The 17340-nt window shown below is 66.5% G+C and carries 12 protein-coding genes; 2 read left to right on the top strand and 10 right to left on the bottom strand.

Annotated features, from left to right (window positions below; genetic code table 11):
• Nucleotides 1-122: 122 nt before the first annotated feature.
• From J7I84_RS12300 to J7I84_RS12290, 3 genes are all read right to left on the bottom strand, one after another.
• The gene (locus J7I84_RS12300; RefSeq protein ID WP_214944857.1) at nt 123-1484 is read right to left on the bottom strand and encodes a GAF domain-containing protein; all 1362 of its coding nucleotides are present in this window, start codon (nt 1482-1484) and stop codon (nt 123-125) included.
• An 80-nt stretch (nt 1485-1564) separates the two neighbouring features.
• Nucleotides 1565-3025 carry an FAD-dependent oxidoreductase gene (locus J7I84_RS12295; protein WP_251046544.1) on the bottom strand — a complete coding sequence of 487 codons (1461 nt, stop codon included), beginning with the start codon at nt 3023-3025 and terminating at the stop codon, nt 1565-1567.
• 45 nt (nt 3026-3070) lie between these two features.
• The gene (locus tag J7I84_RS12290) at nt 3071-4066 is read right to left on the bottom strand and encodes a DNA topoisomerase IB (RefSeq protein WP_214944855.1); all 996 of its coding nucleotides are present in this window, start codon (nt 4064-4066) and stop codon (nt 3071-3073) included.
• 118 nt (nt 4067-4184) lie between these two features.
• Between J7I84_RS12290 and rarD the strand changes: the two genes are divergently transcribed.
• The gene (gene rarD / locus J7I84_RS12285) at nt 4185-5201 is read left to right on the top strand and encodes an EamA family transporter RarD (protein ID WP_214944854.1); all 1017 of its coding nucleotides are present in this window, start codon (nt 4185-4187) and stop codon (nt 5199-5201) included.
• Nucleotides 5202-5221: 20 nt separating this feature from the next.
• On the opposite strand, the gene J7I84_RS12280 is transcribed toward rarD, so the two are convergent.
• The 7 genes from J7I84_RS12280 to J7I84_RS12250 all read right to left on the bottom strand — a co-directional run bounded on the left by J7I84_RS12280 (nt 5222) and on the right by J7I84_RS12250 (nt 15722).
• On the bottom strand, nt 5222-6904 hold the full coding sequence (locus J7I84_RS12280) for an endo-1,4-beta-xylanase (protein WP_214944853.1): 1683 nt from the start codon (nt 6902-6904) through the stop codon (nt 5222-5224).
• Between the two features lie 21 nt (nt 6905-6925).
• Nucleotides 6926-8710, bottom strand: a complete 1785-nt coding sequence (locus J7I84_RS12275) for a polysaccharide deacetylase family protein (RefSeq protein WP_214944852.1) — start codon at nt 8708-8710, stop codon at nt 6926-6928.
• Between the two features lie 56 nt (nt 8711-8766).
• Entirely contained in the window at nt 8767-10551 is a 1785-nt protein-coding gene (locus tag J7I84_RS12270; RefSeq protein WP_214944851.1) for a polysaccharide deacetylase family protein, read from the bottom strand.
• Nucleotides 10552-10570: 19 nt separating this feature from the next.
• Nucleotides 10571-11911: a glycosyltransferase gene (locus tag J7I84_RS12265; RefSeq protein ID WP_214944850.1), complete on the bottom strand. Its 1341-nt coding sequence runs from the start codon at nt 11909-11911 to the stop codon at nt 10571-10573.
• 3 nt (nt 11912-11914) lie between these two features.
• The gene (locus tag J7I84_RS12260) at nt 11915-12430 is read right to left on the bottom strand and encodes a hypothetical protein (RefSeq protein WP_214944849.1); all 516 of its coding nucleotides are present in this window, start codon (nt 12428-12430) and stop codon (nt 11915-11917) included.
• A gap of 456 nt (nt 12431-12886) precedes the next feature.
• Entirely contained in the window at nt 12887-14257 is a 1371-nt protein-coding gene (gene gabT, locus J7I84_RS12255; protein ID WP_214944848.1) for a 4-aminobutyrate--2-oxoglutarate transaminase, read from the bottom strand.
• Nucleotides 14258-14291: 34 nt separating this feature from the next.
• Nucleotides 14292-15722: an aminobutyraldehyde dehydrogenase gene (locus tag J7I84_RS12250; RefSeq protein ID WP_214944847.1), complete on the bottom strand. Its 1431-nt coding sequence runs from the start codon at nt 15720-15722 to the stop codon at nt 14292-14294.
• Between the two features lie 168 nt (nt 15723-15890).
• On the opposite strand from J7I84_RS12250, the gene J7I84_RS12245 reads away from it, so the two are divergent.
• The gene (locus J7I84_RS12245; protein WP_214944846.1) at nt 15891-17327 is read left to right on the top strand and encodes a PucR family transcriptional regulator; all 1437 of its coding nucleotides are present in this window, start codon (nt 15891-15893) and stop codon (nt 17325-17327) included.
• Nucleotides 17328-17340: the final 13 nt, after the last annotated feature.

The following is a 17340-nucleotide window of genomic DNA, read 5'->3' as shown; positions in this document are numbered from 1 at the left end:
TCCTTTGCTGTGCAGGAGGCGGGCCCACCAGGGCGCTCGCCGATGGAGCCAGCGTAGGCGCGGGGAGGTTGCAGCAAGGTTGCAACGGTGAGACCCGGATCACAGAAGGACCGGTGCTGCGTTCAGGCGCGCAGTTCGGCTTCCAGGCGTTCCAGGTCGGCCACGACGGCGGCCCGCTTGGGTGAGCGCGGCGGCAGGAGGCGGAGCGCAGCACGGCGGATGCCGACGTCGTCCCTTGCCTCGGGCAGCGTGGCGTACTTGAGCAGGGACTCGGCGCTGCCGTCCGTGAGCACCGCTTCCCGGAGCAGCGACGAAACCCGGGTCCTCAGCTCGACGATGCCCGGCGCCTCGGACCGCGGGAGCATCTCGCCGCGGTAGATTTCCAGGGCAATCCGGTGCGCGCCGCGCTGCAGGCAGCTGAGCACCTGGCCGGTATCCGGCACCAGGTCCAGCGGGAGCCGGTACGGCCGTGAGCCTGGCACGGCGTCAGGGCTCAGCTGCTGGATGACCTTGCGCAGCCGGACCATCTCAGCACGCAGCGTGATGGTGGACCCCTCCCCCGGGTACAACAACGAACTGAGTTCCTCGGCGCTAAGCCCCTCCGGATGTGCGCTCAGCAGGGCAAGGATCTCGCTGTGCCGCGCGGACAGGGAAACCGTCCGGCCACCCAGGCTGAGCAGGGCCTGGTCGCGCCCCAGCAGCTGAAGGCTGTTCCGGTAGAGGCTGCCTTCCTTGGCACGGCTGCCTTCCCTGGCACCCCGGCCCTGCCCGGCGGCGGCAGCCGGGGACCGCCGTCGTACCGGCTTCCTGGCGAGCTCCGCAGCAAGCTGCAGGCGCTCCACCCGCAGCTGCGCTTGTGCGGCGGCCACCGTGGCCTCCACCAGCGACAACGTGTGCGGTGCCACCGCTGTGGCCGTGCCGGTGATGTCCACGACGCCGAGCACAGCGCCGGAGTCCGGGTCATGGAAGGGGACGGCAGTGCAGCTCCAGGGGTGGACTGCCCGCTGGTAGTGCTCCGCGCCGGCGATCTGGATGCCCCGGCCCAGGGCAAGTGCGGTGCCCGGCGCGCTGGTGCCAACACTGGCTTCGGACCAGTCCGCACCGGGAACGAACATCATGCCTTCCGCCCGGCGCTGGAGCGTGGGGTCGCCATCCACCCACAGCAGCCTGCCCACCTCGTCGCCCACCGCAACGAGGAGCCCGCTGTCGTGGCTGGGCTGGACCAGGAGTTTGTTGATGACGGGCATGATCGCGGCCAGCGGGTGCTGCCGGCGGTAGTCCTCCAGCTGGTCCCAGTCAAACGCGAGCGGCGCTGCCGCGTTGTCCGGGTTGGCCTTGAAGCTTGCCGACCGTTGCCAGGACTCCCTGATGAGCCTGCGCAGTCCGGGGATCTCGGGGGTTCCGTTGACAGCGCCGGACCCCATGCGCTCATGCCCGGCCAGCGCGGCACTCTGGCGCGGTTCAGGGTGGAGCAGGTTCGTCATCGAACTCCCGTCCGGAGTTTTGCCCAGCCGTGCAGTGCTGGAGGGTGGCCAAGTCAGCATAGCTGGACAAGAACCCTGTGTCAGCCGCGGGAGATGCGGATCATCTCCTCCCGCGGCACCACCTTGATCCGTTCGCGCACAACGTGGTCCAGGCCCTCGGGACCGGCCCAGGCCGCACCCAGGCCCGCCTCGTGGGCGTCGAGCTTGTTCCACCCTTCCCAGGTGGTGTATTCGATGCCGCGTTCCTCGAGCAGGTCGATGATGGCCTGCGGGTCCGGGTTCCTGGCCGCCGGGAGGTTGAGCCGGTCCTCCAACAGGAAACCGATGGTCTCCAGCGCATCGCCCTTGGTGTGGCCGATCAGCCCCACGGGGCCGCGCTTGATCCAGCCCGTGGTGTAAATGCCCGGAACGGGGTTGCCTTCGCCGTCCAAAACGCGGCCGCCTTCGTTCGGGATGACGCCCCGTTTGGCGTCGTACTCCAGTTCGTCCAGCGCGGACCCGTGGTAGCCGATGGCCCGGTAGACAGCCTGGACGGGGTACTCAACGTACTCCCCGGTGCCTTTGGCGTTGCCGGTCCCGTCCAGCTGCATGCGCTCGAACTTGATGCCGCCCACCTTGCCCGTGCCGTCGTCGAGCACCTCAACGGGGCTGTGCAGGAAGTGCAGGTGCAGCCGGCGCGAGGAGGGATTCTCCGATTCCGCATGCTCCTCCACAAGCCAGTTGGTGAGGGTGTTCACCATGGTCTTGACCTGGTTGTTGCTGCGGATGGCCTCGTCCGAGGCATCGTCGAACTCAAAATCCTCTGGGTACAGGACAATGTCGACGTCGTCCATGTGGCTCAGTTCCCGCAGCTCCAGCGGGGTGAACTTGACCTGGGCCGGGCCGCGCCGGCCGAAGACGTGGACGTCCGTGACGGGGGACTTCTTCAGGCCGGCATACACGTTGTCGGGGATCTCGGTGGTGAGTAGTTCCTCCGGGTGCTTGACCAGCATGCGGGCCACGTCCAGGGCCACATTGCCATTGCCGATCACTGCGATCTCCCGTGCTTCCAGCGGCCACTCGCGGGGCACATCCGGATGGCCGTCGTACCAGGACACAAAGTCGGCGCCGCCGAAGGAACCGCGCAGGCCAATGCCGGGAATGTCCAGGTCCGCGTCCTTAATGGCGCCGGTGGAGAAGATCACGGCGTCGTAGAACGCCCGGAAATCGTGCAGCGTGAGGTCCCGGCCGTAGGTTACGTTGCCCAGGAACCGGATGTCACCGCGGTCCAGGACCTTGTGCAGGGCATTGACGATGCCTTTGATCCGGGGATGGTCCGGGGCAACGCCGTACCTGATCAGTCCATAAGGCGCCGGGTAGGCCTCGAAGAGGTCGATGCTGACCTGGAAGTCGCCGTCCTTCACCCCGCTGGACTTGGTGAGGATGTCCGCAGCATAGACTCCTGCCGGTCCCGCGCCGACGATAGCAACGCGGAGGGGACGTGTGGCGGCGGTTTCGCTGTGATTGGACACCGGGAACCCTTCTGAACTGGTCCTGCTCATGTTGCATGAGGGTGCGCAGCATGGTGCAGCGCACAGTCCCCTATTCTAGTTGGCGGCGAGGGGCACCACCTTGCCCTCGCGGTACAGGAGCGCCCTGAGCTCAGCTTCCGCCGAGTCCAGCCGTTTCGGATCGATGGTCTCGCCGTCGCGGTAGTGGTCGAGGACGCGCGGATCCACGTAGCTCTTGCGGGCAATGGAGGGGGTGTTCCCCAGCGTCTCGGCGGCGTCATACATAGCGCGGCTGATGGCCCGTTTCCGTTTGGCCGCAGTCCGTTGAACTCCTGTCCGCGCCAGGCTTTCCGCAGCCGCCACCGTTCCGCGCAGGGTCCGGAAATCCTTGGCGGTGAAGTCCGACCCGGTGCGCTCCTTCACGTAGGCGTTGATGTCCGCGCTGGTGACCGGACGCCAGGTCCTGCCCTCCTTGTACGCCAGGAGCCGGGCGTTGGGACCGCGGCGCTTGAGCAGGCGCAGGAGGGCGGCGAGGTCGGCGTCGCGGATTTCCGATTCCCAGTCCTTGCCGCTCTTGGCCGGGAACCGCAGGAGGATCCGGTCCTTGCGCACCTGGACGTGGGCGCACAGCAGGGTGGCCAGGCCGCGGCTGCCGTTCTCGTTGGTGTACCGCTCAGAACCGACCCGCAGGGATCCGCTGTCCAGCATCCGGAACGCCGCCGCCAGGACGCGCTCCCGGCTGAAGCCCTCGCTGCGCAGGTCCATCGTGACCCGCCGGCGGGCCACGGGCAGGGATTCGGCCAGCTGCAGGGACCGGTCGAACTTCACCCGGTCCTTACGCTCGCGCCACTCCGGGTGGTAGATGTACTGGCGGCGGCCCACCCCGTCCACCCCGGTCGCCTGGATGTGGCCGTTGTCGAACGGGGCGATCCACACGTCGGTCCAGGCCGGGGGGATGCCGATGCTTTCCAGCCGCTCCCGGACGGGACCGGGCGGCAGGGTGGAGCCGTCCAGGTCCCGGTAACTGAAGCCCTTGCCGGCGGCCACCCTGCGGTAGCCGCGGCCTGAGGCGTTGCTGCGCCGGAGCCTCATCGGATGGGCTCCGGCAAACGGGCACGTGTCATGAAAGCAAGCCTACTGATTATTTTCCGGATTACCGCCTGCCTGCTGGAATACCTGCCCGGCGGATGCTGTTATTGAGAGCGTGCCTATGCCAGAAGGAACATCCCCCGCCGCCCCTGTTGCCACCGCCGCATCCCCGTCAAAGTCCCCGGCCGGTGCCGCGCCCGCCGGCCCCGGGCCGGCAGCGAAGGAATCGACCGCCGGCATGCTGTTCGGCATCGGCGCGTACGTTTTGTGGGGGCTGCTCCCGCTGTACTTCTTCATCCTGATGCCCGCGGGCGCCGTCGAAATTGTAGCCAACCGCGTGGTGTGGTCGCTGTTGTTCTGCGCCCTCCTGATCACGGTGACCAGGGCGTGGGGAGCGCTGGCGGTGGCGCTGAAGGACCGCCGCGTCTTTGGTTCGCTGGCCGCGGCGGCGTTCCTGATCGCCATCAACTGGCTGACCTACACCTACGGCGTCACCACGGGGCAGGCCGTGGAAACGTCGCTGGGCTATTTCATCAACCCCCTCGTCTCGGTCCTGCTGGGTGTGCTGGTCCTGAAGGAAAGGTTGCGGCCGCTTCAGTGGGCCGCCGTCGGTGTCGGGCTCGTTGCCGTAGGCGTACTCACCTACTCTTACGGGAAGCTGCCGTGGATCGCGCTGACCCTGGCCTTCAGCTTTGGCCTGTACGGCTTCGTCAAGAACCGCGTGGGATCGAAGGTGGACGCCATCACCAGCCTCAGCGTGGAGACCATGGTGCTCGCCCCGCTGGCCGCCGTGGCCATGGTGGTCCTGGCCGCAGGGGGCAGCTCGACGCTGACGTCCCAGGGGCCGGGACACTTCTGGCTGCTGCTGGCCTCGGGCGTGATCACCGCCGTTCCGCTGCTCTTCTTCGGTGCGTCGGCACGACGGCTGCCCATGACCACCATCGGGCTGCTCCAGTATTTCGCTCCCGTCCTGCAGTTCCTGGTGGCGCTGCTGGTGTTCCGGGAGGCCATGACGGTTGAGCGCTGGATCGGTTTCGGGGTGGTGTGGCTGGCACTGTTGCTCCTGACCCTGGACATGCTGCGGACTGCTCGCAGGAACTCGCTGGCCCGCCGGGCAGCCCGCCGCCAGGCTGCCTGAACGGCGGCTTTCCCTCCAGGTCAGCCGCCCAGGGCGTGCTTCACGGCGTCGAACGCGGGCGTAGGCTGGCCGTTGTTAAACAGGTGGTCGTGACCCTGCTGCAGGCTCCCGTCGTCGTCGATCCACCAGTCGTAGCGGTCATCCACCCCCCAGGTGGTGTAGGAGACGCAGGTGCGCGAGCGCAGGCAGGTGGCCAGAACCGTGGCGTATTGCTTTGCCTGGGCGTCCGTCCCCTGTCCGTCCGTGACGTCGTTCTCGGAGATGCGGACGTGCAGTCCGGCGTCCCCGAAGCGGTTGAGCGTACGGGTGAGGTCGTCGGCGGAGATGGCGTCGGTCTTGAGGTCGTAAACGTGGCCCTGGAGCCCCGCACCGTAGACGTGGCCGCCCTGCGCGTTGGTATCGAGGATCAGTTTGAGCAGGGCCTCCTGGCGCTGCCCGGGCACGTCCGCACCGTTCTCGTTGATGTACTGCTTGACATCCGGATCAGCTGCATAGACAGCCTTGGAGACCGCGGCCGGGTAGCCCGCTCCGAAGACGCGGTACCAGATGTTCTGCTGCATGCTGGTTCCCTGGTTGACGTCGAACGGCTCGTTGACCACGTCAAGGGACGCCAGGTGCCCTTTGAAGTGCGCCACCACGGTGCTGATGTAGCCAAGCAGTGCTGCAGCGCTGGCCCGGCGGTCCGTCTCGGAGCCGGTGGGGAGCTCCTGCATCCAGCGGGGCATGGCCTCCGTGAAGGCGATGGTGTGGCCGTGGACCGCCATTCCCTTGCTCTTGGCAATCGCCAGGATCGCATCGGCCTCTTCGAAGGTGTACACACCCGGCTGCGGGGAGAGGGACTGCGGCTTCATGGCGTTCTCCGGCGTGAGGGCGCCGAAGTTGCCGACGAACTCCCGCGCATAGTCCTCGTCGCCGGTCAGGGGGCCAAGAGCCACGGCCGCGCCAACCAGGAAGTCCGGGCGGGTTTTGGCGGCGAGCGCCTGGAGTCCGTCGGTTGTCCGCTGGACGTCGGCGGCCGCGGCGCCCGAGGTATGCAGGCCGGTGGTTCCCGGTGCAACCGCCTTCAGCGAGGTGATGTCGAAGTCCCCGGAATCGCTGGAGAACCCAAGCCACAGTTCCCCTGAGGAGAACACCTTGCCGAGGGGCAGCGAGGAAAGGGTGTCACTGCCGCTGGCGACGGCCAGCGTATCGCCGGAGCGGCGCACGGTGAACGGAGCCCGCGGGTCCTTCACCGTTACGTGCTCGTCATGCACGGGCACTGGCTTGGTTACGTCCTTCTTCTGCGTCCCGTCAAAGACGGCGATCTTCAGGTCGTTGCCCTGGAGGGTAAGCCGCAGGCCCGCCGGCTCCACGCGGAACTCGTCCGCGATGACTGGTGGCCGGTCGTACAGGGCCCAGGACGCGTCCGCTGTCACGTCTGAGAAGGTTGCGCTAAGCGAAAAGTCCCCGCCTACCACCAGGTGGGTGCCGGCGAGGTTGAGCGGAGGGTTGGGCTGGCCCCCCTCCCCGCTCTGCTCTACGATGCGCCGGGCCGTCGGTGTCACCTGCAGTGCACCGTTGCCGGCCCGGAGACCGGGAACATCCTGCCAGTCCACGCGCAGCAGGTCCAGCGTCACGTCGGGCTTGGGCGGGGAGCAGGAGGCGAGGATGACGAGAATGGCGGACACCAGCAGCACCGTCAGTGCCTGCGGGCGCCCGCCCATCGTTTGTCCTCTCCCCCGCTGCTAGGACTTGGTCCAGCGGACGTCGTCGAAGTACGCCTGCAGTCCCGAGTTACCCACGACGATGACTTGCAGGCTCGCCTTGGCCACTGCGGTGCTGCTAGGCGAGTAGGTCAGGTCCACGTTGGTCACGCCGCCGGCCGAGACCCCGAGTTTGTACTGCCCGGAGATCCACTGCCCGGCGGAGTTGTATTCGTCAATGTAGAAGCCCATCTCGCCACTGGTGCGCGCCGTGATGTTGAGGTAGCTGGCGATCTTATAGCTACCGGCTGCCACGGCAACCTGCGGGGAGAACAGGTGCTTGTTGGCAGTGGTGGCTGTCATCTTGACCGAGTTCACCGGGTTTGCTGGGCTCCCGTGGTTTGCTGCGTCGGCCAGGATGGTGCCGGCGGAGTCTGTAGTCCAGCCCGAGCCGATGCCTGCATCAAACGTGCCGTTCGCCACGAGGTTGGGCGACGGCGTGGTGGAGCCGGCCCCAAGCGCCATCATCTGCATGTTGTCCACATAGGCCGTGATGCCGGTGCCGGTCACGTATACCTGAAGGGCGGCCGATGCCACGCTGGTGGAGCTCGGGGTGTAGGTGAAGTTCATCGATTCCACCCAGCGGGTGTTTTCCCGCTTGCGGAACTGCCCGGAGACCCACTGCCCGGCCGCGTTGTACTCGTCGACGTAGAACCCTACTTCGCCGGACGAGATCGAAGCCACGTTGAGGAAGGCCTTGTACAGGTAGTTCGTGGTGGCCGTCACCGGAACCTTCGGCGAGAACAGGTGGCCGGCAGCGGAACCTGACACCAGCTTCACCGATTTGGCGGCGTCCGGGTAGCTGCCGTTGTTCCCGGCGTCCGCGGTGATCGCTGCCGGGGCGTCGGTCCGCCATCCGTCGGCGATGCCGTTATTGAATGTCGGGTTGGGGAGCATATTGGGGCTGCCGTTCACCAGGCCCTTGCTGACATTGACGTTCCTGATCTGGCCGGCCGCCACCTTGGTCTGCACATACGCCGCCAGCTGGTCCAGCTCCGCCGTGCCGTACTGGTAGTCGTCCGGGGTCTTGCTCGGCGAAGGCCTGATGTCGTGGAACGTGAAGATGGCCCAGGTCTTATTCGCGATCGCCTCGTCCACCTTTGCCTTGAGGGTGGCCACCGGGGTGGTCACCTCCTGCGCGGGGGTGTTGTGGAGCAGGAGGTCGCCGAGCGGCCAGATGTTGTTGCCCACGTCGGCGAAGCCGCGCATGGAGCTGTAGTACTTGGCTATCCGGGCGAGCGTCGGCATGTCGTAGTCGCCGTAGGGTGTGGCAAGCGCGGTGGCGTTGAAACCGTGCGCAGCGAGCGCGGCCTTGCTGTTGGCCAGCTCGGCGTCCACCTGCGCGGCGGTCAGCTTGGTGGCCTGGCAGTCGTTGCCCACGCTCACAAGGCACTGGTGGTCAACGGTGTGCGAGCCGATCTCCCAGCCGTAGGTGTTCTGCAGCTGGGTGATTTGGTCCCATGTCATGTATGGAACGTCGGTGTTGGCGCGGCAGGTGTTCGGCACGGCGGTCATCCCCACACAGTTGGTGATGATGTAGCTGGTGCCGGTGAGCCCGTACTTCTTGAGCGTGGGGGCAGCCTGCGTCAAGGCATTCTGCATGCCGTCGTCGAAGGTGAAGGACACGAGCGGAGTTGGCGCGGGGTTGTCCACGGCAGCGTTCGCGGCCGCAGGGGACAGCAGCGCGGCGGCTATGGCCCACACGGCTATCCCGATGGTCAGGAGCCTGGCGCGGCTACGCGCCAGACTCGATCTGGATTGGATCATGACTTTCTCCTTCTTTCGGGTGGCGAAGGCGCCGCGCTGCACCGCATGGTGGGTGGTCACGGGCCCTGCAGTTGTTCGAACGCCTGGGCGACCGGTTTGACCTGGATGCCGCTTTCGTCGATGAGCTGCAGCTGGGTTGCGAGGACATCGCTGGTGATGGTGCTCCTGTCCGACGCAATGGAGTTCTTCTGGGTTCCCGACGAATCGGGGGCAGCGATCTGGTGGTAGACAAGGATGAGCCAGCCGTTGGACCGGGAAGCCTGGGCGAGGGCTTCCTTCAGGGTGTCCGGCGTGGTGGCATCGGTTATGTACAGGACTCTAAGGTCATGGGGGTTGATGTTCTGCCTTGTGTTGATGCCGTCGTCCGTCCCCCGCATGATCTTGAAGTACTTGCTTGCGTACCAGTCCACCTGGGCGTCGGAACGTCCGTATGGCGGTGCGAGGTCATCGGTGGGGAGGCCGGCTGCGGCCAGCGCGTCCTCGCTCTTCCTCAGTTCCTCGTCCAGCCGGTCAACGCCCACGGAGGTGAGGTCGACGTGCTGGTAGGCGTGGGCGGCGACTTCATTTCCCGCCTGGTGGAGCTGCTGGACCTCCGCACCCGTGATGAAGTTGGGCGTTTCGATGGAGCTGGCGTTGACGTACTGGGTGAACCGGAAACCGTGCTTGTCCAGCAGGGGCAGCGCGCGGTCGTACACAGACTGCCAGCCGTCGTCGAACGTGATCGAGACCATGGGCTGGTTCCAGCGCAGGGGCCCGCGCTTGGTGACGTCCGTGAGGGAATAGTCGCGGACGGCGGTGGTGCCGTTCCCATGTGCAACCAGGGTCACCATCGCGTTGGCCGCCCCCTCTGGCACTTGGAATGCCTCGCTGATGGTGGTCCACTCCCCTGCAGGCGGCACGGTCTCCAGGTTCCGGAATGTGCGCCCGCCGCCCGCGAGTTCAAACTCGGCCACCACGTCCACCTGGCGGTCCGACTTGTAGGCCGCGCCGAACCGGAAGTATCGGTCCGGGGTCACCGGGATGGGCTGGTACTGCCATTTCGACTCCCCGCTCTGGTAGTTTCCGATGCGGGTCCAGAGGAAGCTGCCGCGCCCGTCCTCGCCGCGCCCCGACTCCACCGTTGATGTCCCGGAGGAATAGGGGGACCAGAAGGCCGGTTGGTTCGGCTGGGTGCCGGCGAATCCCGGGTTGGGGACCATATTGGGGCCCGTCACTGCGGGTGGCGGAAGCTGGACATCGTCCGCCGGCTCGAGGTAGGCGCCTTCCACCCGCGCGGTGCCCGCAGCTGCGAACCGGAACACGTACTGCACTGCCGTGACCGTGTCTCCGCTGTTGAACGCGTCGCTCACGGTGAAGGCGGAGGTACCTGGCCGTTCAACAGAGTTCCGCAGTTGTTCCAGGGTGGTGCTGCCATCTTTGAGGGACTTCCGGGCCAGCAGCCTGAAATCCTCCTCGGTGGTGGTGAACACCTTGAAGAAGTAGGTCTTGCCGGGGGCCACGTCCACGCGTGGGCTGGTGAGGGTGACATCACCCGAGACGTACTGGGTGATGTCGAGTTTGAGGGCCTGGGCGCCCATCTGGCCGGGCACCAGTTCCAGGGAGGTCGTGGCATCCCCGCTGTGGCCGGCGGTCCAGCTGCCTGCCGGGGCCACCGAGGAACCGGCCGACGGCGACGGGCCGGGTGTCGCCGCTGGTCCGGCAATGGCGGGAAAGAGCGCCGGGAGCAGGTTGGCCCCGGGCCGCGCCTGGGCGAAGCTGCCTATCCTGCCCGTGTACATGAACCATCCGGCGGTGATCAGGAGGACCAAAACCGAGATGACCACGAGCGGATTCAACAGCACGCGGCGCACCCTCCGGCCCTTAGGCGGCACGGGCTATCACCGCCACACTGCCGGCACGTTGCGGGGATTTCCAGGTGTTGATCTCGGGACGCCGGACCAGTCCGCGCGCGCGGGCTATGCAGCGGACCGCTGCTACCAGCTGCACCAGGTCCATGATGTAGAAGAGGAAGTAGGCCGTGGGCGCGTACATGCAGAGCCTGGTGCGTTCACGCGGTGACAGGTTCTCATCCATCAGGACGGTCAGCAGCGTGTAAGCGGTGATGGTGGCGTAGGACCCGATGATCAGGGCCGGCGTGTACGTGGCCAGCGACCAGTAGACGGCGTACGTCCAGGCGAGGGGCGAGACGAGCAGCGTGAATTCACTCAGCACGGCCATGGGCATCCGGTAGTAGGACAAGGTGCGGCTGTAGCGGCGGCTGGGGTTCAGAATCATGCTGCCGTACTTGATGAGGTTCTGGCTGCTTCCGTACTTCCAGCGGTAGCGCTGCTTGGCAAGGGCCCGGAACGTGAGCACGCCCTCGGTCTTCGCCACCACGTCGGCGCCGTAGACCATGCGGAATCGCCGGTTGCCCAGGTGGGTGATCTTTGCGCTCAGGCCGATGTCCTCGGTCACGGTGTCGGTGTCGTAGAAATCGACCTTTCGGAGCACGCGCATCCTGTATGTGGATGCCACTCCGCCCACCACGAATTCGCAGTTCAGCAGCGAATAGAGCTTTTTGGACCGGTAGCCGATCATGTGCTCAAACCGCTGCAGGATGCCCAGCGCCGTAGGCTCGTCCATGATCTGGACGTTCGCAGCAACGCCGGCCACGTACGGATCGTCGAAGTAGGACAGCGCATTGGTGACTGCGTCCGGCTGGAGGACCGAGTCGGCGTCGAGCGTCATCACGAACTGGCCGCGTGCGAACCGGCGGAGCAGGGAGTTGAGCGCCGCCCCCTTGCCCACGTTCCGGTGCATCCGCACGATGCGCAGGTCCATGCCGGGATGGCGCAGTTGGTAGTCGCGGACCAGCCGCCCGGTGAGGTCGCCGGAGGCGTCGTCCGCCACGAGGACTTCGAAGGACGGGTACGTGCTGCGCCGGATGGAGTCCAGCGTCCGGACGATCACTGCTTCCTCGTTGTGGGCGGCAATGACAATGGAGACCAGCCCGGGGACCTCGGGGAGGGCGCGGCGGGTCCAGGTGGCCGTCGCTGCGGACTCCGCTTGGTAAGCGGTGGGAAGCCGGACGCCCCTCATTCCCTTCCGGCGCTGCTGCCAGATGTCATAGAAGTTGGCGCCGGCCAGATAGAGGCCGAAGTGCACAACGTACAGGATGCTGACACCCGCGAAGAGCCAAAAGACCATGAGCGCGATATCCATCGCTCATCCGTCCACGGAGTTGGACGCCAACACGTTCGTGAAGGCTTCGGCCAGCGGGAGGTTGGCCGGCTGGACCAGGTCCATCCCGGCCGCGATCGCGGGCACGACGGCGATGGCCGGCATTGCGATGGCGGCGGCCGGTGCGGCGGCGGGCCCCGCGGGCCCGGGAGTACCGATGCCGGGGGCCTTGATGCCCGCACCTGTGAGGTTTGGAACGGCGGCACTGGCCGCCGCGCCGACTGCCGCGATCCGGGCGAGGGCCCTGCGTGCGGCGCGGCGGTAGAAGCGGATACCGACAAAGCGGATGACCGCGGTGAGAGTGACCACGCTCCACAGCACCAGGCTCATCTGGGCCACAAAACTGAGCAGGCTCTCGAACATGGCGCCGTCACGGCCGAAGGTGGCCGCTGCAGGCACGGCGAAGGATCCCAGGTGCGTCACCACAGGCCCTTCCCGGTTCCCCTTGAAGGGTGCGTCATTGCTGAAGGCTGCGTCATTGCCTTCCCCCTGTCTTGACAAGATGTCCGTCATTGGGCTGTGGGGTGTCGCCGCCTGGGGTGCCCATGCACCAGGCGCTGGTGGAAGTTCCTGTCGTCAGCGCCATGGGAGGGCAGCGTCATTACCTCGTGGCTGACAACAATTGGGAGCGCGAATACAGCTCCGCAGTGTGGGGTGGCAGGCGGCGCCTCAGGCATCCGGCGTCGCGCACTGCCCGCCCTTTTATAGGTCAAAATTACGTATCCCGGCGTAGGCCAAGCACGAGTAACGGGTACTCAATAAAGATTATGGGGGTTACTTACCGCAAGGGTTTTGGGGGGACCGCGGCCTGCCCGCCGGTCATGGCGCAATGTTAGGTAGTTTGTGCAGTCCTGTCCGGGGGCCTAGGTATCCCCGCAAAGGAGGCTTTCCGCGGCAACGGAAAAGGCAGCACCCCATCAGGGTGCTGCCTTTTCCGTTGGACCGGCTTTGCAGCTCTTAGGCGTTGGCCTTGATGGCTGCGGCGAGGACTTCCAGGCCGTCCGCGAGGAGTTCATCGGTGATGACCAGCGGGGGCAGCAGGCGGATGACGTTGCCGTAGGTGCCGCAGGTGAGGATGATGACGCCCTCCTTGAGGCAGGCGGCGGCAACAGCCTTGGTCAGGTCCGGGTTCGGTTCCTTCGAACCTGCCTGGACAAGTTCGACGGCGAGCATGGCACCACGGCCGCGGACGTCGCCGATCACGCCGGTCCCGGCAGCGGCCAGCTCGGACTGCAGTTCCTGCAGGCGTGCCATGGCGATGGACTCGATGTGGCGGGCCCGGCCGTTCAGGTCGTACTCCTCCATGGAGCCGATGGCGGCCAGCGCAGCTGCACACGCTACCGGGTTGCCGCCGTAGGTGCCGCCCAGGCCACCGGGGTGTACGGAGTCCAGGAGGTCGGCACGGCCGGTGATGGCGGACAGCGGCATGCCGCCGGCGATGCCCTTGGCCATGGTCAGGATGTCCGGGATGACACCTTCGTGGTTGACGGCGAACCATTCGCCCGTGCGGCAGAAGCCGGACTGGACTTCGTCGGCGATGAAGACGATGCCCTTGTCCTTGGCCCATGCGGCCAGGGCCGGGAGGAAGCCCTCGGCCGGGACGATGAAGCCGCCTTCACCCTGGATGGGTTCGATGATGATCGCGGCAACCTGGTCGCCGCCGATCTGCTTCTCGATCATGGTGATGGCCCGCCTGGCTGCCTCGGCACCCGTGATGGCGGGGTTTTCCTCGCGGTACGGGTAGCTCATGGGCATCCGGTAGACCTCGGGCGCGAACGGGCCGAAGTTGGTCTTGTACGGCATGGCCTTGGCGGTCAGCGCCATGGTCAGGTTGGTGCGGCCATGGTAAGCATGGTCAAAGGCGACGACGGCGTCCCGGCCGGTTGCCAGGCGGGCCACCTTGACGGCGTTTTCCACGGCCTCGGCACCGGAGTTGAAGAGGACGGTGCGCTTTTCGTGGTCGCCCGGGGTGAGCCGGTTCAGCTGCTCGGCAACGGCCACGTAGCCTTCGTACGGCGTGACCATGAAGCAGGTGTGGGTGAAGTGCTCCACGGCTTCCTTCACGGCACCGACGACGGCGGGATCGGAGGCGCCCACGCTGGTCACGGCGATGCCCGAGCCGAGGTCGATGAAGGAATTGCCGTCGACGTCGTGGATGATGCCGCCGTCGGCGTCGGCAACGTAGACCGGGACGCTGGAGGCGACGCCGGCGGCCACCACGGCCTTGCGGCGTTCGGCCAGTGCCACGGATTTGGGGCCCGGGAAGTCGGCCTGGACGTTGCGCTTCTGCTCCAGGCGGTAGGTGATGTCTGCTGCGGTGGTGGTCATGGAATTTCTTTCTTGGTTGGGGCGCCGGTGGGGACTAGGAGTCGAGGGCGGACATGACGTGCTTGATGCGTGTGTAGTCCTCCACGCCGTACATGGAGAGGTCCTTGCCGTAGCCGGACTGTTTGAAGCCGCCGTGCGGCATTTCGGCGGTGAGCAGGATGTGGGTGTTGATCCAGACGGCGCCGAAGTCGAGGTCGCGGCTGACCCGCATGGCGGTGCCGTGGTTGGTGGTCCAGACGCTGGAGGCCAGGGCGTAGTCCACGTCGTTGGCCAGGGCCACCGCTTCTTCTTCGGTGCTGAACTTCTGGACCGTGATGACGGGGCCGAAGGTTTCCTTCTGGACCACGTCGTCGGTCTGCTTGGCGCCGGTGATGATGGTGGGTTCGAAGAAGTACCCCTTCTCCCCCGCACGGTGGCCGCCGGTCTCGATCCGGCAGTTCGCCGGCAGGTTCTCCACCACGGAGGTGACGGCATTGAAGTGGTTCACGTTGTTCAGCGGGCCGAAGTAGTTGTCTTCGTCGTTCTGCGAGCCGGTGTGCAGGGTCCTGGTGTGCTCCACCATGGCGGCCACGACGTCGTCGTGCACGGATTCCTGCACCAGTACCCGGGTTATGGCGGTGCAGTCCTGGCCGGCGTTGAAGAACGCGAATTCGGCGATGGCCGCGGCGCTCTTCTTGATGTCGGCGTCCGCGAAGACGATGGCGGGAGCCTTGCCGCCCAGCTCCAGGTGGGCACGCTTGAGGCCCTTGGCGGCGCCGGAGGCGACGGCGATGCCGGCCCGGACAGAGCCGGTGATGGACACCAGGCCGGGAACCTTGTGCTCCACCATCATGGCGCCGGTTTCGCCGGTGCCCAGCACCACATTCAGGACGCCGGCAGGCAGGATTTCGCCGGCCAAACGGGCCAGGACCAGGGTGGACTCAGGGGTGGTGTCGGAGGGCTTGAGGACCACCGTGTTTCCGGCCGCGAGCGCGGGACCGATCTTCCAGATGGCCATCAGGAACGGGTAGTTCCACGGGGCAACCTGGGCCACCACGCCGATGGGTTCGCGGCGGACGTAGGAGGTGTGGCCCTCGAAGTACTCACCGGCGGACTTTCCCTCCAGAATGCGCGCGGCCCCGGCAAAGAAGCGCAGCTGGTCGGCGCCGGCGGCAACTTCCTCGGAGGCGATGAGGGAACGGACCTGGCCGGTGTTGCGGTGCTGGGCTTCGACCAGTTCGTCGCTGTTGGCCTCAATAGCGTCGGCGAGCTTGAGCAGCATCAGCTGGCGCTGGCCCGGGGTGACGTGCTTCCAGGTCCGAAAGGCGTCCTTGGCGGCCGCCATGGCAGCGTCCACATCGGCCTGCACCGAAACGGGGGCCTGCGCCACCACTTCTCCGTTGGCGGGGTTGACCACGTCCAGCACGGTACTGCCGGCAGGGGTGACAAACTTCCCGTTGATGAAGTTCTGCAAGGTTTGGACCACGGTGTGCAACCTCTTTCGTAAGGGCCATCGGCGGCCGGACGGAACCCGGGACGGATGGATTTAACTGCTTTGAGCCTATGCCAGCACCCAATCGGGGTGAATAGCCACCTGCACACCCTTCCACAAGGGGTTTAGTGCGGTTGCCCAGCTCACGTTTATCCTTGCTTCATGGCCATTTCCCTTGCTGCCCTGGTGGGCGTTTCCTCCCTCAAGCTGGCCAAGGCTGGGGTGGCGGAAACTACCTGGAACCAGGACATCAATTGGGTCGCCGTCACGGAACTGGAGGATCCGCAGCGGTTCCTCAACGGCGGGGAGCTGGTGCTCACCACCGGGCTGCGCCTGCGTTCCGCTCCTGAGCAGCGCCGCTTTGTGCGGCAGGTGCAGCGGGCAGGCGCGGTGGGCATCGGGTTCGGCGTGGGGCTGTCCCATGAGACGGTCCCGCCGGCCCTCCTGGCTGAGGCCAACCGGTGGGGGCTGCCCGTGGTGGAAGTTCCCTACGAAACACCCTTCATCGCCATCACCAAGCTGGTGGCGGATGCCCAGTCGGCGGACCACTACGCCAAGCTGGAACGGCTGATCGCCGGGCACCAGGTGCTGGCCCGGGCGCTGCTGACCGGCGGCGGCCTGGCGGAGCTGTTGAAGAACCTGGGCGGCATGCTGCGCACGGATGTCGCGCTTACCCAGTTCACGGCACAGCTGTTCAACAGCGGCAGCGCCCACCCGTCGGCCGATACCTGGGCCAGCTATCCCGTGCCCACGGGACGGCGCGACGCCTGCACGCTGTGGGTGCGCCAGCCGTTCGAGGACACGGGAATCATCGGCTACGCGCAGAACCTGATCAGCGTGGAGCTGAACAACATGGTCAAGCAGCGGCAGGCCCAGCGCGCCCTTTGCGGCCAGGTGCTGGAGGACGTGATCCACGGCGCACTGGAGACGAGCGAGGCGCAGCGCCGGTTGGCCGGCGTGGGCGTGAACAGCACCCGCAAGAGTGTGGTGCTGCTGGCTGTTTCGGCTGCGCACGGCAAGGCCCTGGGGAGCACCTCTGTGCCGCACGACCTGGAAAAGGCCGTTGCCGCCGTCGTGGGCAAGGACCTGGTGCTGGTGATTACTGACGACGGCGGGACGGCGCCGGCAGTGGCACGGAAGCTGAGCGACCACCTGGCCGAGGCCGGCATCCATGCCACGATCGGCATCGGCGGGGCCTACACCAAGCCGAACGGCCTTCGCTGGAGCTACTTCGAGGCCCGCGACGCCGCCAGCCATGGGCTGCCCGTCAATGAGCCGGAGCGGCTGAGCCTGACCTCGCTGTTGCTGGCCAGCGAGGACGTCCCGCTGGCGGACATGGCCCAAGAGTCGCTGAATCCCCTGCGTTCCTTCGATGCCGCGCACGGGTCGGAGCTGATGGCCACACTGGAGAGCTACCTGAACAACAACGGCTCGGTGGCCGCGGTGGCGGAGGAACTCACCCTGCACCGCAACACTGTCCGGTACCGGCTGGCCCAAATCACCGAGCTGACCGGTTATGACCCTGCCGTCACCGGGGACCGGGTGCAGCTCTGGCTGGCGCTGGCGGTGGCACGGTTGTCCGCGCGGCAGGGCAAGTAGGCAGGGCAGGTAG

Source organism: Arthrobacter sp. ISL-85 (assembly GCF_018613675.1).
Lineage (GTDB): Bacteria > Actinomycetota > Actinomycetes > Actinomycetales > Micrococcaceae > Arthrobacter.
This window is presented reverse-complemented; position numbering and strand designations above follow the sequence as displayed.